The following is an 18,539-nucleotide window of genomic DNA, read 5'->3' on the forward strand; positions in this document are numbered from 1 at the left end:
GGCTCTTCAACGCCGCAGCGGAGTGGACGTGCTCGCGGTGCCGGCCGACGGGCTGACCGCCGAGGTGTTGTTGGTGGCGGTCGGGGCGTTCGCGTCGACGGGCCTGGCGGTGGCCGAGCGGCTGCGCAACCAGGGCATCGGCGTGACGGTGATCGACCCGCGCTGGGTACTGCCGGTTTCGGATGTGGTGGCCGAATTGGCGGTTGCGCACAAGCTGGTTGTCACGATGGAAGACAACGGCGTCAACGGCGGCGTCGGTTCGGCGGTGTCAGCGGCGTTGCGGCGCAAAGAGATCGACGTGCCGTGCCGCGATGTCGGACTGCCGCAACAATTCTTCGATCACGCCTCGCGGCCAGAGGTGCTCGCCGAAGCCGGTTTGACTGAGCAGGACGTGGCCCGGCAGATCACCGGCTGGGTGGCGGCGCTGTCCGGCCTGTCCGGTGACGATGAGGGCCGGGACGGCCCGCTGAGGAGCCGGACAATCGGCCTGTCCGGTGACGATGCGGGCCGGGACGGCCCGCTGAGGAGCCGGACAATCGGCCTGAGCAATGGTGTTGAGTCCGCAGCGGAGATCAGCGAGCACCTGGACTAGCGAACTCTTGTCGCCGAGATCGACGGCAGCGTCATGCCTACTCGAACTTTTGCGCGCTGCTGTCGATTTCGGTGGAGTCAAGAGGTTTCAACGCTTCAGCCAGCGCCGGCACCACCAGCTCACGTTGCCAACCGCGGGCCTGGCCGGCGGCCAGGAATGCGTCAATCGCCGTTGCCGGATTGTCGGCGCCCTCCCAATCCCAGCACAGCCGTCGCACCAGATCGGGCGAGACCAGGTTCTCGGTCGGCACCAAGACTTGCTCGGAGAGTTCGCGCAGCGCAGCGCGGGCGGCGTCCAGTCGCGCCGCGGCCTCCGGTCTGCGCTTGGGCCAGCGTGCCGGCGGGGGTGGCCCGTTAGGCAGTTCGGCCTCCTCCGGCGGACCGGAGGCTTCCCGCGCTGATTTCAGCGCCGCCAACCATGTCGCGGCGTTACGGCGTTGCCGGGGACCGCCGAATATCGGCAGGGCGATCAACTCGTCGCGGGTCTTCGGGTCGGCGGTGGCGGCATCGATGATCGCCGAGTCGGGCAAGATGCGCCCCGGGGCGATATCGCGGCGTTGCGCGATTTCGTCTCGCACAGTCCACAATTCACGAACCGCCGCCAGGCCGCGCTGGTTGCGCACTTTATGGATACCGGACGTGCGTCGCCAGCGGTCCCGGCGGGTCGTCGGCGGCGCCTCACCCACGGCCCGCAGGTAGTCGAATTCCTCTGCGGCCCAACCTGTTTTGCCCTGCTCAGCCAGCACGCCCGCGATCGCGTCCCGTAGTTCGATGAGGACTTCCACGTCGAGGGCCGCGTAGTTCAGCCACGCTGGCGGCAGCGGACGCTTTGACCAGTCCGCAGCGCCATGACCTTTGGCCAGACCCACGCCGAGCAGCCGTTGTGCCTCGGCCGCCAGGTTGACCCGGTCGAAGCCGGCCAACCGTCCGGCCAGCTCGGTGTCATACAGCGCCGGCGGTCGCATGCCGACCTCGGCCAGGCACGGCAGGTCCTGATCGGCCGCGTGCAGAATCCACTCGTCTTCGGCGAGCACTTCGGCGACAGGCCGCAGCACGGTCAGCGGGTCGCCGCCGTGGCTGACCGGATCGATGAGCACGGTGCCGGCGCCTGCCCGGCGAATCTGAATCAGGTAGGCGCGGTTGGAGTAACGAAATCCCGAAGCCCGTTCGGCATCGACCGCGAACGCGCCATGGCCGCCGGCCAGTAGTTCTGCGGCGGCAGCGATCTCGGCCGCGGACGTCGAAAGGTCGGGCACACCGTCGGCGGGCGCAAGCAGCGGCGTTACGTCAGGTTCCGCGCTTTCCGGCGTTTCGGCTGTCGCCTCGACCATCTCAGACGCGGGACCGGGTGCCCAAATCCGTCACCCCGACCGGTGGCAGCCCCGCAGCATGCTCGAGCACCTCGCAAAATGCCTCGACGTGTGTACCGATGTCCGGGGTGATCGCTGTCCAGGACGCGCGCAGCTCCAGCTGATGGGCGCGTGGCGGTCCGGAGATGTCCCCATAGCGCACCGAGCTGGTGGCGGTGACGGTGCCACCGAGCGCGGTGACCTGGTCGGCGCGCTTGTCCAGCGCTTCGACCAGCCAGCTCCACGCCACCTCCGGCAGCAACGGGTCGACGGCCTCGCTGGAGTCCAGATCGGCCTGGATGTAGGCGACCAGCCGCATGGTGCCGTCCCACGCGTCGGCCCCATCCGGGTCGTAGAGCAGGATCAGCCGACCGAACGCGTCACCGTCGGACTGCTCCGACACGATGTCGACCTCGGGACGTTTGACCTCGGCGCCCAGCGCGTAGCTGTACGGCGCGAGACGCTGTGGCGGCCGGATGGGGCCCAGCTCGATCTCCGATCGCACGCTGGCACCACTCATCGCCGCGACCGCGTCGCGGAACGGGACCGGTTCGGCTGAGCTCACAAGGGCCGCTCCTCCTCATCGCGCCGCCCCGCATCGTCGCAGGCGGGGGCACGACCTCTGACGCTAGACCTATCTGCGGACACGCGGAAAAAGGCGCGCCGTTTAGGGCGAGTCGGCCGCGAAACGAGCTGGCCGCTTCTCGCGGTGAGCGGCTAGACCCTCGGCGACGTCAGGGCCGCCGAACCCCAGAAACTCCAGGCCAAGGGAGGTTTCGAAGGCGGGCGCGAACATCCGGTACCAGTGGTTGAGGCTGTGTTTGGTGAAGCGGATCGCCGACTGCGCGCCTTGCGCCAGGTCCGCCGCGATGCGGGTGGCGGTGCCGAGCACTTCGTCGTCGTCCACACAAATCGACACCAGCCCGATCCGTTCCGCCTCCGCGCCGGACAGCGCCTCACACGTGAGCAGGTAGTACTTGGCCTTGGCCATGCCCACCAGCAGTGGCCAGCAGATGGCCGCGTGATCGCCCGCGGCTACCCCCAGCTTGGTGTGGCCGTCGATGATCTTGGCGGTTCGACCCGCCACCGAGACGTCGGCGAGCAGCGCCACCACCAGACCCGCACCGACTGCCGCGCCGTGAATCGCCGAAACCACCGGCTTGTCGCAGTTGACCATGTTGAGCACCAGATCGCGGGCCTCGCGCATGATGCGCAGCCGCTCGGGGAACGCACCTATGGTCTCGTCGATCAGGTCGAAGCTGCCCCCGGAGGAGAACGCTTTGCCCTCGCCGCGGACCAAGACGACGCGCACGCCGGGGTCGCGACCGATCACCGGCCAGATGTCGGCGAGATCGCGGTGCATCTGCGGTCCGACCGAATTCAGCCCGGGAGCATCGAGAATCAGGTTCAGCACCCCTTCTTGACCAGGCTGGTCGGCGCGTTCGATTCGTAGGCTTGGAAACTCGTCGTAGCTGACTTCTGGGTGGCGAACTGGCATGTTAGGCAGGTTACGCACGCCTCTTTTGCGCAACACCGCCGGCCGCTGAGGCAGGGGATCGTCCCTGACGAACCGCGTCAACCACTGGTCGTGGGAGCATTGGACCCGATGAGTACCCGTCGCACGCTGCCCGACTCGCCGTACCTGGCCGCGGCCACCGGTCGCAAGCCGCACCGGGTCCCGGTGTGGTTCATGCGTCAGGCCGGCCGATCGCTGCCGGAATACCGTGCGCTGCGGGCATGCAGCAGCATGATGGACGCCTGCTTCGACGCCGAGCTGATCGCCGAGATCACCCTGCAGCCGATACGCCGCCACGACGTCGACGCCGCGATCTTGTTCTCCGATATCGTGGTGCCGCTGCGCGGCGCCGGTGTCGACCTGGACATCGTCCCTGACGTCGGACCAATCATTGCAGCGCCGGTGCGCACCGCCGCTGATATCGATGCATTGAAACCCCTTGAGCCGCAACGTGTTCAACCGGTATCGGATGCGATCGCGCTGCTCGTGCAGGCGCTGGGCGATGTTCCGCTGATCGGGTTTGCCGGTGCGCCGTTCACGCTGGCGTCCTATTTGGTCGAGGGCGGTCCGAGCCGCCACCACGCCCGCACCAAGGCGATGATGCTGGCCGAGCCGACCTGCTGGCATGCGCTGATGGAGAAGCTGACCGACCTCACCATCGCGTTTCTGCGGGTCCAACTCGACGCCGGGGTGGATGCAATTCAAGTGTTCGATTCGTGGGCGGGTGCGCTGTCGCTTGCCGACTACCGGCGCTATGTGCTGCCGCACAGCGCGCGGGTGTTCGGCACGCTGGCCGACCGCGGCGTCGCGATGACGCACTTCGGGGTCGGCACCGCCGAACTGCTGGGTGCCATGTCGGAGGCGGGTGCAACGGTCATCGGCGTGGATTGGCGAACGTCGCTGGTCGACGCGGCCGCCCGGATCGAAACCGGTACCGCGCTGCAGGGCAACCTCGATCCGGCGGTGTTACTGGCCGGCTGGCCGGCGGTGGAGCAGGCCGCCCGCGCGGTGGTCGACGACGGACGAAACGCGGTGGACGCCGGCGCGGCCGGGCACATTTTCAACCTCGGGCACGGGGTGCTGCCGGAAACCGACGCGCAAGTTCTCACCGACCTGGTGTCACTGGTTCACTCGTTATGACCTCCTCGTATTGTGTTGTTGGCGGCGGTATTTCGGGCCTGACAGCGGCCTACCGGTTGCGGGTGGCCCTCGGCGACGAGGCGAGCATCACGCTGTTCGACCCGGCCGACCGGCTTGGCGGGGTGCTGCGCACCGAGCAAGTCGGCGGGATTCCCGTGGACGTCGGCGCCGAGGCGTTCGTGGTACGCCGCCCCGAGATGCCGGCGCTGCTAGCCGAACTGGGCATGGCGAACCGGCATGTCGGGACCACCGGAGCGCGCCCGCTGATCTACAGCCAGGATCGGCTGCATCCACTGCCGCCGGCGACGCTCAATGGCATTCCGTCGTCTGCGGAGTCGATGGCCGGACTCGTGAACGACGCCACCCTCGCGCGTATCGCTTCCGAGCCGAGTCGTCCCCTTCACTGGCAGCCCGGCGGCGATCCCGTCGTGGCCGACCTGGTCGCCGACCGGTTCGGCGAGCAGGTGGTGGCCCGGTCGGTGGATCCGATGCTTAGCGGGGTGTACGCGGGATCGGCGGCGACCATCGGCGTTCGCTCGGCTGCCCCGACCCTGGCGGGAGCTCTCGACGCCGGCGCCGCCCACCTCACCGACGCGGTCCGTCAAGCGTTGATGAGCGTCACCGCAGGCCCGGTATTCGGCTCGGTGGGCGGCGGTTACGCGGTGCTGGTTGACGAACTGGTCCGTCGCAGCCGGCCGAATTGGGTACCGGCGGCGGTGGACGGTATCGAAGCCATTGAAGCTCCTGCCGGCGGCTGGACGCTGCACGACGACGCCGGTGGCCAGTGGCGTGCCGACGCGGTAATCCTGGCCGTCCCGGCTGCACGCCTGGTCGGGCTGGTCGACCGCATCGCGCCACGCACCGCCGCCGCGGCCAGTCGCGTCGCCAGCGCGTCCTCGGTGGTGGTTGCGATGGCCGTGCCGCGCGGTATCCGCTTCCCGCAGAATTCCGGCGTGCTGGTAGCCAGCGGAGAACGGTTGCACGCCAAGGCAATTACGTTGTCGTCGCGAAAGTGGGGACGGCGTACCGATGTGGAGCTACTGCGACTTTCGTTCGGCCGGTTCGGCGATGAGGTAGCCCGCCGCGCGTCCGACGACGAACTGCTGGCGTGGGCGATACAGGACCTGGCAGACGTTTTCGGGCTGGCGGTCGACCCGGTGGACGTCTGCATTCGGCGCTGGCTGGAGGCGATGCCGCAGTACGGGCCTGGCCATCGCGACTTGGTCGCCGAGCTGCGCGCAGGCCTGCCGCCGACCGTGGCGGTGGCGGGCAGTTACCTCGACGGTATCGGGGTGCCGGCCTGCATCGGCGCGGCCGGCCGCGCCGTCACCGGCGCGATCCGGGCGGTCGAAACCTCCGTGGCACGATAGTTGTCATGGCCCGGTTGGACTACGACGCGCTAAACGCCGCTGTTCGGTACCTGATGTTCTCGGTGTTCTCCGTCCGCCCCGGGGCTCTCGGCGACGATCGGGATGCCAGAGAAGAGGTGATTGACGAGACCGCGACCTTTTTCAAGCAGCGCGAAGAGCACGGCGTTGTGCTGCGCGGTCTCTACGACGTCGCGGGCTTGCGGGCAGACGCCGATTTCATGATCTGGACGCACGCCGAACGCGTCGAAGCGCTGCAGGCGACCTATGAGGATTTCCGACGTACCACCACACTCGGCCGGGCGTGCACGCCGGTGTGGAGCAGCGTGGCGCTGCACCGGCCGGCGGAGTTCAACAAGAGCCACATCCCGGCATTTCTGGCCGGCGAGGAGCCGGGCGCCTACATCTGCGTCTACCCCTTCGTGCGGTCCTACGAGTGGTATCTGCTACCCGACGAGGAACGCCGGCGCATGCTCGCAGAACACGGCATGGCGGCCCGGGAATACAAGGACGTCCGGGCCAACACCGTGCCGGCTTTCGCGCTCGGCGACTATGAGTGGATCCTGGCCTTCGAGGCCCCTGAGTTGCACCGCATCGTCGACCTGATGCGGGAACTGCGGGCCACCGACGCACGACGGCATACCCGCGAGGAGACGCCGTTTTTCACCGGGCCGCGGGTGCCGGTCGAGCAGCTGGTCGCCGCGCTGCCATGAACCAACCAGCACCGACCGATCCGAGCCGCTTTGAAGAGATGTACCGCGATCAGCGGGTCTCGCACGGCTTGCCGGCGGCCACACCGTGGGACATCGGTGGCCCGCAACCGGTCGTCCAGCAACTGGTCGCGCTGGGCGCGGTCAAGGGCGAGGTCCTCGACCCAGGCACCGGCCCGGGCCACCACGCCATCTACTACGCGTCAAAGGGCTACTCGGCCACCGGCATCGACGCCTCGCCGGCCGGCCTGGAGCGGGCCGAGGAGAACGCCCGCAAAGCAGGAGTGTCGGTGAACTTCCAATTGGCCGACGCGACCAAGCTGGACGGTCTGGAGAACCACTTCGACACCGTCGTCGACTGCGCCTTCTACCACACCTTTTCGACCGAGCCGGAGCTGCAGCGGTCGTATGCGCGCGCGTTGCATCGCGCTACCAAACCCGGGGCGCGGCTGTACATGTTCGAATTCGGCGCCCACGACGTCAACGGCTTTCGGATGCCGCGATCGCTGTCCCAAGACGACTTTCGGCGGGTGTTCCCCGACGCCGGTTGGGAGATCACCCATCTGGGTCCGACCACGTACCAGGTCAACATGAGCGTGCAAACCTTCGAGATGATGCTTGCCCGCAACCCCGATCAGGCTGAGCAAATCAAGCCACTACTGGAGCGGTTCCGGGTCATCGAACCGTGGCTGACTAACGGCAGGGCGCACGCCCCGTTCTGGGAAATGCACGCGACTCGGCTGGACTGATCGGCGACGAGACTTAAACGGTTGCGAATGCGCCCGGCGTGTCGTCGCAATGATTTCAGTGTCGCGAAATCAGCCAGCCACCAGGCGCAGACAGATCGAATTGATGCAGTAGCGCTGGTCGGTCGGAGTGGGATAGCCCTCTCCGGCGAACACGTGGCCCAGATGACTGTGGCAGTTGGCGCACAACACCTCGGTGCGGATGGCGCCCATCGAATGGTCAGACCGCAGTATTACCGCATCGGAGTTCGCCGGATCGAAGAATGACGGCCAGCCGCAATGGGATTCGAACTTCTCGGAGCTGCGGAACAGTTCGGCGCCGCAGGCCCGGCACTCGTAGACGCCGGTGGTCTTGGTGTCGGTGTACTCACCGGTGAACGGGCGCTCGGTGCCGGCCCGTCGCAGCACCGCAAACTCGTCGGGCGTGAGTTTCTGGCGCCACTCGTCGTCGGTCAGTTGCACGTGCGGCTGTGGGGTCATGCGCCACTCCTCCTCATCGCTTCGCTCTGCATCGTCGTGGCGCGGGAGCACTCATGCATCCACGCTAGCGCGCTCACGCTTGGCCGTCAGCCATGCCGGGTCGATGCCGTTGTCCAGCCGGTTCTCGGCTTTGGCATCCAGGTAGCGGAAGTAGAGCACGGTGAACACCACGATCAGCAGTAGCGACCAGCCGTAGGTGATCTTCAGGTATTCCAGCGGCCGCCCGATATACATCCAGTTGAACAGCAGCCAGCGATCCATCGTCAAAAAGCCGTAGATGCCCAGCCACGCCGGCCAGTTGCGAATCACCGAGTCGGGCAATACGACCGTCATCAGGAACGGGAACAGCATCATCGAGTAGTAGCCCTGGGACAGCGACAGCACCAGCCACGACCACAGCAGCAGCACGCCCGACGATGTGGTGAACCAGAACAGCGGGTCGCGGGTGCGGTAGTAGCGGTACAGCAGCCACAAGCTGCCCATGGCGAGCAGTGTGAACAGGATTCGCAACAGCAGGATCAGCCAGAAAGGCAGTCCGAAGTACACGCCGTTGCCTTCAATCGAGCTGTTGAAGTAGTCACGGACGCCGAGCGTGTAGGGCAGCGTGCGGGTAAAGAAGTCCATCGGGTGCTTGACCAGCGGAAGCGCGGCCAGATTGAACGCCACCGGCACCACGATGGCAGCCGCCACCGCGCGCCACTGCCGGTTCAGCAACGGTAACAGCAGCAGCGGCGCCAGCACCGGTTTGACCACCAGCGCCAGGCCGATCGCGATGCCCGCCCACCACTGATGGGCGTCCCCGCCGGTCTTGGAGCCGTTGAGCAGCCATCGCAAAAACAGCACCTCAAGCAGCAGGATGACACCGTTGATGTTGGTGAAAACCAGTGTGTTGGTGACGGATTCGGTGCAGAACATCGCCAGCAGCAGCGCCGGGGCGGCCACCGAAGTCAGCTTGAAGTTGAACATCCGCAGTAACACGTACCCGGCCAGGACGATGGCGGCGCTGTTGCACGCGATGAACAAGTAGCGCGACTCCGCGATTGGCAGATAGCCAAAGGGCGCCATGAGCAACGTGCCGCCGGGGGGATACAGGTAGTGCGGGTCGACGTAGTCGAAATGCTCGTTGTAGAACTCCTTGCCTTGCCAGAAGTTCGACAGCGCGCGGTAAACCGGCGCGAAATCGTCGGTGATATTGCCGTTGGTGGTCACCACGATGGTGCGGTGGATTACTGCCAGGATGGCCACCGGCCACAGCACCGAACGCAGCGCAGTCGCCGTACTCGGCGCGGCGGTGCGGGGACCGAACGTTGCCTGCGCCCAATCGCGCAGACCGCCACGAGGGGAGTCAACTGCCGTCACGAGCGCACCGTACACGGGCAATCGCTGCAGCGATCAGGCGGGACAGTAGGTGTCGGTCGACGGCAACTGGCCGCTGTCCAGGTAGCCGATCAGCGGCGGAACTGCGCATGAGGAGTAGATGCTGGCGCCGTGGCCGATCCCTTGCCACATCGCCCGCTTGCTGGCTGCGGTGGCGTTGATGATGGTGGCAGCGGTGGCCGAGACGCCTTCCGACCCGACGATCGGGTCGTCCTGCACGCCCATGAGAAGCACGTTGATTTTGAGAACCTTCGGTGGCGGCGGCGGCGTCGTGCTCGGCCAGGAGACGCATTTGACCAGATTGAGTGCACCGACAGTGCCGAACTGGGGGTAGAGCTTGCCCCAGGAGACGACCAGCTCCCGTATCCGATCGGGTGTGGGGCGGTTGAGCGCGTCACTGCATGAATTGACGAACTGCCCGTCGGTGCCGGTGATGCCCGCTGCCCGGTTGGCCAGGCTGGTCAGCAGATTGGTGTCACCGGAGCGCGCGGTTGCGAGTGCGGTGGCCAAGTCGTTGGTGGTGCTTACCCGGTCACCGGTGGGGTAGCCCAGCGCAGTGCTGATGGCGTTGGCAAGGGTGGCCACCGATATACCCCCGAGGCCGTGGCCGGCGCGGGCGTCGGCCAGCAGCGAGTTCACCGCGGCTTTGGGGTCGGGGCCCAGCGGGCAGTTCACCGCCGCGCATTGCGCGGCGAATGCATCCAGTGCCGATTGCTGCCCTTTGACCTGTTGCTCGGCGGCCGCTTCGGCGCCCACGCCCAACGCGATCGGGGAATCGAGGACCAGCCTGGCGACCTTGTCGGGATGCGAGCTTGCGTAGGACAGCGCAACCTGGGCGCCGCTGCCGATGCCGATCAGCGCCAGCGCGGGCACGTCCCACATACTGCGCAGTCGCTCGATGTCGGTGGCGGCGTGTGTGTCGTCGTAGGCGGAGTCGCCAGGCGCGATGGTGTCGGTGCAGCTGGTAGTGGCGTTCTGCACGATGTCCGCGAGGTTGGCGACGGGATCGTTGCCGGCCTGGAACTGCGCCTGGTCGCGGATCTCCTGGCGGTCGAACTGATCGAGGCAGTCGACCGGGCTCGACGTGCCCATGCCGCGGCGGTCGACGGCGACGATGGGGTGCTTTTCCAGCACGTCGGCGCCGGCGCGCGCCAGCCACACCGGCAGCTGCAGCGACGAGGGCAGATCCGAGCCGGTGGTGAAGACCAGCGGACCGGCATCGTGCGGAGTCTTTACCGAGCGGGCGCGCACCACACCGATGCTCAGCGTGCCGGCCGCGCCGTTGACCGGGTCGAGGTCGGCGTCGTAGCTTGCGCAATCCAGCTTGACGCCAGGTGCCGGGGGGACCGCGGCGTCGCTGAATTCCTTCGTCGTGCAGTCACGCCACGACAAGTCGTTCTTGGGCGCGGCGATCGGGGGCGGACCGTTAGCCGGCTTCGCCGTGGTCGCCTTGCCCTGCGGCCGGGCGCCCGCGTTGGTGGCGAAGCGCGGGTTGGCGGCCAAGCCAGGCGCACAGCCGGCCAGCAACCCAATCACCACGATCAATGACGTGGCGATTGCGGCGTGCCGGCTCATGCCGACCACAGTAGCGATTGCCCGACTTCTCCTCGGGCCGAACCGGCCCGCATCGTCGTCGGGCGAGCCATTGCTCGGGTCCTGCGCAGCGCCTCATCGGGCCGTCGGCCCGCATCGTTGCCGCGCGGCGCGACTCAGGCTTTGACATAGCGGGTGTACAGGTAGCCGCCCTCGTCGGTGAGGATGTGCGCGCAGCGCATCTCGGTCAGCACCTGTCCCGGGCCCGTGGCGATGCGGCCGGCCAGACCGCCGACCAGGCTCGGCGCGATCGTCAGGCACAGTTCGTCGAGCAGGCCGCGCTCGACGAACGAACTGAACAGCATGGGACCGCCCTCGGTCAAAACCCGGAACAGGCCGCGATCGGCCAGCGCCGCCAGCACCGCGGCTTCGTCGACCCGGTCGGGGTCGTCGGCCGAGCACTCGACCACCTCGGCGAGGCCGGCGAGCCCGCTCCGGGTCTGGTCGGCCACCGCCACGCAGGTGCACACCAGCGGCGGCACCTCGGTGCGGGTGAACACCGGCATATCCCGGTCCAGGCGGCCGGATTTGGTGACGATTGCCAGTTGTGGAACCTCGCTCTGCCCGCAGGCGTGGCGGCGTTGGCGCTGCGCGACGCTCGGGCGCGCGCCCGAGTAGCCCTCAACGCGTACCGTTCCCGCGCCGACCAGGATCACGTCGGCAAGTTCACGTAGCTGGTTGAAGACCGCGCGGTCGCCGGGCCCGCCCAGTCGACCGGTGGTGCCGCCGACGGTGGCGCCACCGTCGAGGCTGGCGATGAAGGTCGCCCGAAGCCAAATCCTGTTCAGCTCGGTCGGGTAGCCGTAGAGCTCGGGCAGTTCGCCGCCGTCGAGTTCGCGGACCGAGCCGAGCAGTCTCAGCTGCTTCCCGCCGGCTTGGTTCCCAGCGTGGTCAGGCATGGGCATGATTGGAGCACGTCGGTAGGGTGCCTGCATGCACGGCCCCACCTCCGCGGATGCCAGCGGCGGAGTTGCTCGTCTGGTCGATCGGCAGCCGACCGTGTCACCCGAACGGCTGATCGCCCAGTTGACACCCCCGCCGACCTTCGCCGAGGTGAGCTTCGCCAGCTATCACCCCGACCCGGCCGAGCCGACGCAGTCCGCCGCCGTGTCGGCTTGCCAGCAGTTCTGTCGGCAGGCCGTCGAGCGCCGCGCCGGCCGCAAGAAGCTGTTCGGCCGGCGAGAAGTGTTGCCGGGTGTCGGGCTGTACCTCGATGGTGGTTTCGGTGTCGGCAAGACGCATCTGCTGGCCGCTGCCTACCGTCAGCTGCCTGATGAGTTGCCTGATAAAAAAGCCCACCCCAAGGCTTTTGCGACGTTCATGGAGCTGACCCAGCTGGCCGGTGTGTTCGGCTTCACCGAATGCATTGACCTGCTCGGGGATTACACGCTGGTGTGTATCGACGAGTTTGAGTTGGACGACCCGGGAAACACCACGCTGATATCCCGGCTGCTTTCCCAACTTGTCGAGCGCGGTGTGTCGGTGGCGGCGACGTCCAACACGCTGCCTGAGCAGCTGGGGGAGGGGCGTTTTGCGGCGCAGGATTTCCTACGTGAAATCAACACGCTGGCAGCCATTTTCGACGTCGTCCGGATCGATGGACCCGACTACCGGCACCGCGAGTTGCCGCCTGCGCCCCAGCCGCCCACTGACGAACAAGTCGCCGCGCGCGCCGCGACTGTCCCGGGTGCGACGCTCGACGACTTCGACGCGCTCTGCGCCCATCTGGCCACCATGCACCCGTCGCGGTATCTAACGCTGATCGAGGATGTGACGGCGGTGTTCCTGACCGGAGTGCACGCCATCGAAGACCAGAACGTGGCACTGCGGCTGGTGGCGCTGACCGACCGGCTCTACGACGCCGGCATCCCGGTGTTGGCTTCCGGGGAGAAGCTGGACCGCGTCTTCAGCGAGGAGATGCTGGCCGGTGGCTTCCGGAAGAAGTATCTGCGGGCCACGTCGCGGCTGCTGGCCCTGACTGCCGCCGTCACCGCTTAGAGCTGTCGCACCATCACGTAGTCGTTTTCAGTACCTGCGCCCAACTGAAATGTTCTGACGCCGTTGACGGTAAAGCCGCACTTTTTGTAAAACCGTTGTGCGCGAGCGTTTTTCTGATTGACGCCCAGCCACACACAGCCGGCGCCGCATTCGGCGGCGGCGTCGAGCGCGGCCTTCATCAGTGCCGTCGATAGGCCCGAGCCGTGATGATCCGGCAGCACATAGATCTTCGACAGCTCGACGGCTGGTCGAACACGCACGGCGCGCTGCACCTCCGGATCGTCGCCGACTCCGCGAATCAGCATGGCGTAACCGACAATCCGATCGTCGTGGCTCGCGGTGAAAATCAGCCGTTGCGGATCGGCCAGATACTCGGCGAAGCGCGCGTCGGACAGGTTGGCGTCGACGAACGCCGCGATGTTCGCATGGGTGACCGACGGAGGACACGCCAGCGGGAAAGTGCGTGCGGCGACCCCGGCCAACTCGGCGATGTCAACGGAATCCGCCGTGGCGGGGCGCACCGTCAAAGACGCGGCTAGAGGTTCCACTGCGCCAAGTGATAGCCCGTCTTCTTGTCCAGCAGCACGACGTTGGAGACCGGGTCGCGGTAGGCCTCCCAATACACGCCGCCGCGAACGATCGAGCCCGCCGGTGCGTTCGTCAGCGCGGCATCCAGTGCGTCGGGCGCGTCGGACGGGCGGGACTTATAGGCGTCGCCGAACGGGGTTACCCCGTCGAAGGTGAAATCGGTGAGCATCTGGTGCGGGTTCGGCACCCGGACCGCGTGGATTGCCACGTCCGCGCGCACTACCGCGCTGTCCGGGAAGCTCTTGACCGGGATGCCGACACGGTTGTAGCCGAACCCCGGCGGCGGGTCGACCGGTTGGACGCTGCTCACCGTGATATCGGCGATCATCTTTCCGGTGTCGACCCGCAAGGTGTCACCGAGGTGGCCGATCGGCGCGTCACCCGCTGATGCGCGCGGGATCCCGAGCAGGGTGGCGGCGAAGACGGTGACCAACACGAGTAGGCAGCGGCGCATCTTTTCTCCTCTGGGCCGGCCTGTATGACTCTCGCATGATGGCACACCGCGGAGTCTGCGTCGCCGGGTTGCGCAACGCTGCGGTCAGTTCTTCTGCCGGGCCACCAGGGATTCCAGCACAGCAGTCAGATCGGTTTCGACGCGGTCCTTGTCGATGCCCGCCCGGTGCAGCGGACCGCTGCCGTCCTCCAGTTCGAGCAGCGCGAGCAGCAGATGCTCGGTTCCGATGTAGTTGTGGCCCAAGCGAAGTGCCTCACGGAAGGTCAGCTCGAGTGCTTTGCGGGCCGGACCGCTGAACGGAATCAGCTGCGGCGGATTGGCGATGGCCGATGGCAGCGTGATCGCTGCACGAACAGATTCGGGGTCGACCTGCTGCGCGGCCAGCAGCTTGCTGGCCAGCGCGTCCGCGTCGCTCAGCACGCCCACCAACAGATGATCGGGGGTGATTTCGGCGTTGTGTGCCTCGCATGCGGCGTTTTGAGCGGCGATGACGACGTTGCGGGCCCGGGGGGTGAAGCGTTCGAATCCCTGGTTCGGGTCGAGTGAGGTGGCCTCGGCCCGCAGCACGAACCGCTTCTGTGCTGCTTGCTTGGTGACACCCATGCTCTTGCCGATGTCAGTCCAGGACGCTCCCGATCGGCGCGCTTGATCGACGAAGTGCCCGATCAGGTGGTCGGCGACCTCGCCGAGGTGTTCGGCCGCCAAGACGGCGTCGCTGAGCTGGTCGAGCACGTCGGCGTGCACCTGCTTGATGGCGTTGATCAGCTCGTCGAGTCGAACGGGGTGGGTGATCGGTGTGGGCCCGGCGGCGGAGTCTGTCATGCCGTCAACGTTAGGTTGACGGCTGCGTTTCGTCAACTATGGGTTGACGTGCAGCTTTTGCGAGCGGTGCTCACTTAGCCCTTCGAGTAGCCGCGCCGCACGGTGCGATCCAAGATGCCCAGCGTGGCCCGCAATGCGAGCTCGGAAATCACCGGAAAAATGTTGGCCTCGCGCCACTGATCGTTGATCTGGGACCAGTCGTAGAACGACGTGACGAGGGTGCCTTCGCCGGTCTCGTCGGGTTCGAGGCGGTACCCGTACACGTGGCCGATCTCCGGGCGGATCTGGCCCAGCACCGTCCACGAGATCAGCCGGTCAGGTTCGAAGTCGCGAACGTTGACGGTGACGTCGTACTTGCCCAGTTCCGGAAAGTCGTTGAGCGCGTCGCGGTCCATATGGACGACGAAGCTGTCGCCCGCGGCGGCAACGGGGCCGCCTTCGGCGTCCTGCAGCATTCCGGTTGAGTCGATGGCGACGTGCCCCTGGGGATCGCAGAGCACTGCGAAAATGTCGGCTGGGTGAGCGGCAATCTTGCGTTGGACTTCGATTTTCTCGGCCACCGTCTGATCTTGACAGCATTCTGGGGCCTGTGGTGCCGATACGACAACGGGGTTGACGTGAGCGATGATAGGCGGATGCGACGTCTTCTGGTGCTGCTCGGCACCGCCGCCATGCTGGGTTTGGCCGCGCCAGTGCAGGCCGATCCGGGCGTCGACGCGAACCTTGATGCGAGCTTTCTGGATGCGCTCACCAAAGCGGGGATCACCATCAAAAGCCCGGCGGGCGCCGTCAAGGCCGGTAAGGCCGCCTGCAGGATGATGGAGCAGGGGCAGCCGGAACTCGACGTCATCCAGCACGTGACGGGGCAGAATCCGGGCTTGGACACGACCAGGGCGGCGCAGTTCACTGCGATAGCGGCCAGCGCCTACTGCCCGCAGTACCTGCAACGCGCCAGCGACAGTGCCCAGCCTCCATCCAGCCCGGTAAGCACCTCGGGTGCAGCGCACGAGTAGCGGCTAGGCACTCGTTTCCGGGTCCGCACGGCCGGTTTCACAGTGGCCCCGACGTGCCATGATGGACGGATGCGACGTCGCATGGCGCTCTTCGGCATCGCCGCCACGCTGGGTTTGGCTGTGCCGGCGCAGGCCGACCCGGGCGTCGATGCGAGTTTCCTCGACGCGCTGACCAAGGCAGGTATCACCTTTAACAACGGACCTGGCGCAATCAACGCCGGCAGGACCGCTTGCGGGCTGATGGATCAGGGCCAGCCGGAACTCGACGTCATCCAGCACGTGACAGAGCAGAACCCGGGAATCACGACGACCAGCGCCGCCAAGTTCACCGCGATCGCGGCGAGCGCCTACTGTCCGCAATTCCTGCAGCGCGCCAGCGACAACAGCGGCGAGAGCAGCGAGCGCCCACCGAACCGAGTGGGAATATCGGGCGGACGGCGAGAGTAAGGGCGCTGCTGTGGGGGGGCCGTCGTGCGAGACTCCACAGATGGCATTCACGGTTGTGATCAGCACTGGCCATTTCGTCGACTATGGCGACAAGGACACCTACGCCGTCAACGAAAACGGCGTCCTCACCGTCACTATCGGAGCGAACAACAGGGTCAACACGCAGGTTTACTCTCCACACGGCTGGCTCGAGGTAGTCGAGACCACCGAGGGCACTGAAATACACGCAACGCGCATGGTCATCGGCCATCAGCCGCGCTCCTGACGTTCGATCAGCCGATGACTGCGCGATTTGCTACAGCCACTGGGCTGTTGGTGGGAGCTTCGCTAACAACGGCCGCAGCCGCCGCCGCCGATCCTGGCGATACGGTGACCTACACGGTCAGCTCGGACGCCCCGCTGGTTTCGGTGTCGTACTACGACGAGATGGACAACATGCGCCAGGTAGCAGACCAGCCGGCCAGCTGGTCGACCACTTTTACGAGCGAGGCGACTTCTGGGCTGTTTGCCGTCGACGCGCAGACCACCGGCGAGGAGGTGCATTGCCAGATCACCATCAACGGGGAGGTCCGCGACCAGAAGTCCGCCGTCGGCCTAAACAGCTCGGCCAATTGCTCGGCGCCCATCTACCCGACCTCCCCAACCAGCGCCGCCCCCTATGCTTCTTCACTCATCCATTAGTACGGCTGCGGCATCGGTGTTGCGCCAGCCCACTTTTACGCTAATTCCGTTGTCGCCGTTGGCATAGAGCTATGGCGACACGTTGAGGGTAATGGTTTCATTCTCTGCCACCGGCGTTCCTGGTTCTGGCGACTGGCTTGTGATTCGCCATGACTGCGCGAATCCGCTGTTGTCGTCCATGACGTCGTGCCCGTCGGGCGCTATGGCAGCGATGTTGAGGCAGATCCAGAACGAATCGTCGTTGACGATGTCTTCGAGCTGCCTACCCACAGCGTTGGGGAGGGGTTGAGGCCAGCTTAAGGCGGTACAGTCCTGCTGCGCCGTGGGACCGAATGCGTCGTCGTCGGCGTGGCCCGGCGCCGCGAATGTGAGCGCCGCGATTACCCCACCTGCAGCGATGGACCTTCCCCGATGACGTGCGGCTATCGGCGTGCCGGGATGGCTAGCTTTGTCGCCCCAGGCGCGCCGGCGCGAGAACGGTATCCCCGCTTGCGCTAACGGATTCGGTTGGCGATGTTGTCGCTCGCCGACCGCGGGCATCCATCAACGGTAGACCGTCGAGGATCTGAGGGAAGGATCCGAGCGCACTCGGCGTTGACCATTGTTAGACAAGCTAGCCAAGCACTGGCTAGCCCGACAATCGAAGGAGCGCAGTCATGCGGATTCGCCCGAAGTACATCACAACGCTGTTGGTGGCGGGAGCCGCCGCGGCAGCGATCGCCGCTGCGCCGACGGCGGTGGCCGCTCCCGTTTCGGCCCAGCCGGCCGGGATCGCCACCGCATGGATGGACGGCCACGGCGGCTGGGGCGGCGGTGGCCACGGCTGGGGCGGCTGGCAATGGTGGCCGCCGCGGTGGTGATGGGCTATCCAGGCGTGCGGTGGTCGCCCCGTCATCCCGGTCGGGGTGGCGGGGCGATTGTTGCAGCAATCCCATCGATTGTCGGTTGCTAGCTCGCTGACCGTCTGGCCCTCGCATCGTCGATGCGGCCCGATTTCAGTTCAGAAAATGGCCTCTGAATTGCATAAACTGTGGTGCGCGGCACTGGGATTGAAGTAGTGAGCGTGGACTGGGGCAGCTTCATCGACGCCGGACTCAAGCTGCGCGAGGACGCGCAGTGAGTGCGCAGTCGTCACGCAGCAGAACGCCCCGCCCTAAGCCGGAGCGCCGAGTTGCTCAGTCGGGAATGGATTCGCGGCTAAGGGATCCGGTCCGAATTGGTTCGGTCCGTCGGTCCCCTTGGTGGCCCACCAGAACAAGAGGACGATGACGCCGATCAGCGGGATAAAGCTGATCAGAATCCACCAGCCCGTGCGGTCGACGTCGTGCAGGCGCCGCACGCCGATGGCGAGGGTGGGAATGTAGGTGGGGAGCGTAACAAGCCAGACAGCGATTGGCAGCTGTGTCTTCAGCATCAAGTCGATGACGAACGCCACGATGCCGAGGATGTTGGTGAAGAGAGCCCAATACCAGAATTCGGACCGGCAGGCCCGATCGCGGAAATTCACGTATTTCTTGAACCCGGCCGAAATCGCTTGCCCGAAGCCATCTTATCCCCCGCTTCAAAGCCGGCTGTGGAAGCGAAACCGTACCACAGCGGCCCCCGGAAGCACGCCCCAAACGGCTTCGTCCCACGGGAGCAGTGACCATCCACGGATCCTCACGACG

Annotated in this window: 22 protein-coding genes and 2 pseudogenes; 11 read left to right on the forward strand and 13 right to left on the reverse strand. The window is 66.3% G+C overall.

Annotated elements, in window-relative coordinates:
- Nucleotides 1-448, forward strand: a pseudogene (locus WAN71_RS15260) (transketolase C-terminal domain-containing protein); the annotation flags it as partial.
- 181 nt (nucleotides 449-629) lie between these two features.
- On the opposite strand, the gene WAN71_RS15265 reads toward WAN71_RS15260, so the two are convergent.
- The 3 genes and pseudogenes from WAN71_RS15265 to WAN71_RS15275 form a co-directional block, all read right to left on the reverse strand.
- Complete coding sequence (locus WAN71_RS15265; RefSeq protein WP_422226133.1) at nucleotides 630-1,922, reverse strand: HRDC domain-containing protein; 1,293 nt, start codon at nucleotides 1,920-1,922, stop codon at nucleotides 630-632.
- Nucleotide 1,923: 1 nt separating this feature from the next.
- Nucleotides 1,924-2,588 (reverse strand): annotated as a pseudogene (locus WAN71_RS15270) (DUF3000 domain-containing protein).
- A gap of 19 nt (nucleotides 2,589-2,607) precedes the next feature.
- Nucleotides 2,608-3,438 carry an enoyl-CoA hydratase/isomerase family protein gene (locus WAN71_RS15275; RefSeq protein ID WP_422226134.1) on the reverse strand — a complete coding sequence of 277 codons (831 nt, stop codon included), beginning with the start codon at nucleotides 3,436-3,438 and terminating at the stop codon, nucleotides 2,608-2,610.
- Nucleotides 3,439-3,546: 108 nt separating this feature from the next.
- On the opposite strand from WAN71_RS15275, the gene hemE reads away from it, so the two are divergent.
- The 4 genes from hemE to WAN71_RS15295 are packed head-to-tail and all read left to right on the forward strand — an operon-like array spanning nucleotide 3,547 to nucleotide 7,422.
- The gene (gene hemE, locus WAN71_RS15280) at nucleotides 3,547-4,596 is read left to right on the forward strand and encodes a uroporphyrinogen decarboxylase (protein ID WP_422226135.1); all 1,050 of its coding nucleotides are present in this window, start codon (nucleotides 3,547-3,549) and stop codon (nucleotides 4,594-4,596) included.
- Entirely contained in the window at nucleotides 4,593-5,966 is a 1,374-nt protein-coding gene (locus WAN71_RS15285; RefSeq protein ID WP_422226136.1) for a protoporphyrinogen oxidase, read from the forward strand. Before hemE ends, WAN71_RS15285 begins: the two co-directional genes overlap by 4 nt.
- 5 nt (nucleotides 5,967-5,971) lie before the next feature.
- Nucleotides 5,972-6,676, forward strand: a complete 705-nt coding sequence (gene hemQ / locus WAN71_RS15290) for a hydrogen peroxide-dependent heme synthase (RefSeq protein ID WP_422226137.1) — start codon at nucleotides 5,972-5,974, stop codon at nucleotides 6,674-6,676.
- Entirely contained in the window at nucleotides 6,673-7,422 is a 750-nt protein-coding gene (locus WAN71_RS15295; protein WP_422226138.1) for a class I SAM-dependent methyltransferase, read from the forward strand. The genes hemQ and WAN71_RS15295 overlap by 4 nt, the downstream gene beginning before the upstream one ends.
- Nucleotides 7,423-7,491: 69 nt before the next feature.
- Here WAN71_RS15295 and msrB read toward each other — a convergent pair whose 3' ends face one another.
- The 4 genes from msrB to WAN71_RS15315 all read right to left on the reverse strand — a co-directional run bounded on the left by msrB (nucleotide 7,492) and on the right by WAN71_RS15315 (nucleotide 11,768).
- Nucleotides 7,492-7,899, reverse strand: coding sequence for a peptide-methionine (R)-S-oxide reductase MsrB (gene msrB, locus WAN71_RS15300; RefSeq protein WP_422226139.1), 408 nt, complete (start codon nucleotides 7,897-7,899; stop codon nucleotides 7,492-7,494).
- A gap of 51 nt (nucleotides 7,900-7,950) precedes the next feature.
- Nucleotides 7,951-9,273, reverse strand: a complete 1,323-nt coding sequence (gene aftC / locus WAN71_RS15305; protein ID WP_422226140.1) for an arabinofuranan 3-O-arabinosyltransferase — start codon at nucleotides 9,271-9,273, stop codon at nucleotides 7,951-7,953.
- 18 nt (nucleotides 9,274-9,291) lie between these two features.
- Nucleotides 9,292-10,860, reverse strand: a complete 1,569-nt coding sequence (locus WAN71_RS15310; RefSeq protein ID WP_422226141.1) for an alpha/beta fold hydrolase — start codon at nucleotides 10,858-10,860, stop codon at nucleotides 9,292-9,294.
- 125 nt (nucleotides 10,861-10,985) lie between these two features.
- On the reverse strand, nucleotides 10,986-11,768 hold the full coding sequence (locus tag WAN71_RS15315) for a pyrimidine reductase family protein (protein WP_422226142.1): 783 nt from the start codon (nucleotides 11,766-11,768) through the stop codon (nucleotides 10,986-10,988).
- 34 nt (nucleotides 11,769-11,802) lie between these two features.
- Between WAN71_RS15315 and zapE the strand changes: the two genes are divergently transcribed.
- On the forward strand, nucleotides 11,803-12,867 hold the full coding sequence (gene zapE, locus WAN71_RS15320) for a cell division protein ZapE (RefSeq protein WP_422226143.1): 1,065 nt from the start codon (nucleotides 11,803-11,805) through the stop codon (nucleotides 12,865-12,867).
- Here the strand turns inward: zapE and WAN71_RS15325 are convergent.
- The 4 genes from WAN71_RS15325 to WAN71_RS15340 form a co-directional block, all read right to left on the reverse strand.
- Nucleotides 12,864-13,415: a GNAT family N-acetyltransferase gene (locus WAN71_RS15325; RefSeq protein ID WP_422226144.1), complete on the reverse strand. Its 552-nt coding sequence runs from the start codon at nucleotides 13,413-13,415 to the stop codon at nucleotides 12,864-12,866. The two genes, zapE and WAN71_RS15325, sit on opposite strands and share 4 nt — an antisense overlap.
- A complete protein-coding gene (locus tag WAN71_RS15330) occupies nucleotides 13,403-13,909 on the reverse strand; it encodes a hypothetical protein (protein WP_422226145.1) in 507 nt (168 codons plus the stop codon). Before WAN71_RS15330 ends, WAN71_RS15325 begins: the two co-directional genes overlap by 13 nt.
- 84 nt (nucleotides 13,910-13,993) lie before the next feature.
- A complete protein-coding gene (locus WAN71_RS15335; RefSeq protein ID WP_422226146.1) occupies nucleotides 13,994-14,731 on the reverse strand; it encodes a Clp protease N-terminal domain-containing protein in 738 nt (245 codons plus the stop codon).
- Between the two features lie 74 nt (nucleotides 14,732-14,805).
- Nucleotides 14,806-15,291, reverse strand: coding sequence for a polyketide cyclase (locus WAN71_RS15340; protein ID WP_422226147.1), 486 nt, complete (start codon nucleotides 15,289-15,291; stop codon nucleotides 14,806-14,808).
- 75 nt (nucleotides 15,292-15,366) lie between these two features.
- On the opposite strand from WAN71_RS15340, the gene WAN71_RS15345 reads away from it, so the two are divergent.
- From WAN71_RS15345 to WAN71_RS15360, 4 genes are all read left to right on the forward strand, one after another.
- Nucleotides 15,367-15,744 carry a DUF732 domain-containing protein gene (locus WAN71_RS15345; RefSeq protein ID WP_422226148.1) on the forward strand — a complete coding sequence of 126 codons (378 nt, stop codon included), beginning with the start codon at nucleotides 15,367-15,369 and terminating at the stop codon, nucleotides 15,742-15,744.
- Nucleotides 15,745-15,813: 69 nt separating this feature from the next.
- A complete protein-coding gene (locus WAN71_RS15350) occupies nucleotides 15,814-16,191 on the forward strand; it encodes a DUF732 domain-containing protein (protein WP_422226149.1) in 378 nt (125 codons plus the stop codon).
- Between the two features lie 40 nt (nucleotides 16,192-16,231).
- Nucleotides 16,232-16,456, forward strand: a complete 225-nt coding sequence (locus WAN71_RS15355; protein ID WP_422226150.1) for a hypothetical protein — start codon at nucleotides 16,232-16,234, stop codon at nucleotides 16,454-16,456.
- Nucleotides 16,457-16,470: 14 nt separating this feature from the next.
- Nucleotides 16,471-16,872, forward strand: a complete 402-nt coding sequence (locus WAN71_RS15360) for an MmpS family transport accessory protein (RefSeq protein ID WP_422226151.1) — start codon at nucleotides 16,471-16,473, stop codon at nucleotides 16,870-16,872.
- A 69-nt stretch (nucleotides 16,873-16,941) separates the two neighbouring features.
- On the opposite strand, the gene WAN71_RS15365 is transcribed toward WAN71_RS15360, so the two are convergent.
- Nucleotides 16,942-17,412, reverse strand: a complete 471-nt coding sequence (locus WAN71_RS15365; protein ID WP_422226152.1) for a PASTA domain-containing protein — start codon at nucleotides 17,410-17,412, stop codon at nucleotides 16,942-16,944.
- A gap of 116 nt (nucleotides 17,413-17,528) precedes the next feature.
- On the opposite strand from WAN71_RS15365, the gene WAN71_RS15370 reads away from it, so the two are divergent.
- Nucleotides 17,529-17,732: a hypothetical protein gene (locus WAN71_RS15370; RefSeq protein ID WP_422226153.1), complete on the forward strand. Its 204-nt coding sequence runs from the start codon at nucleotides 17,529-17,531 to the stop codon at nucleotides 17,730-17,732.
- 293 nt (nucleotides 17,733-18,025) lie between these two features.
- Here the strand turns inward: WAN71_RS15370 and WAN71_RS15375 are convergent, their stop codons facing one another.
- A complete protein-coding gene (locus WAN71_RS15375) occupies nucleotides 18,026-18,379 on the reverse strand; it encodes a DUF805 domain-containing protein (protein ID WP_422226154.1) in 354 nt (117 codons plus the stop codon).
- Between the last annotated feature and the right edge of the window lie 160 nt (nucleotides 18,380-18,539).

Origin of the sequence: Mycobacterium sp., from assembly GCF_049280035.1 — a bacterium.
Classification (GTDB): Bacteria; Actinomycetota; Actinomycetes; order Mycobacteriales; family Mycobacteriaceae; genus Mycobacterium.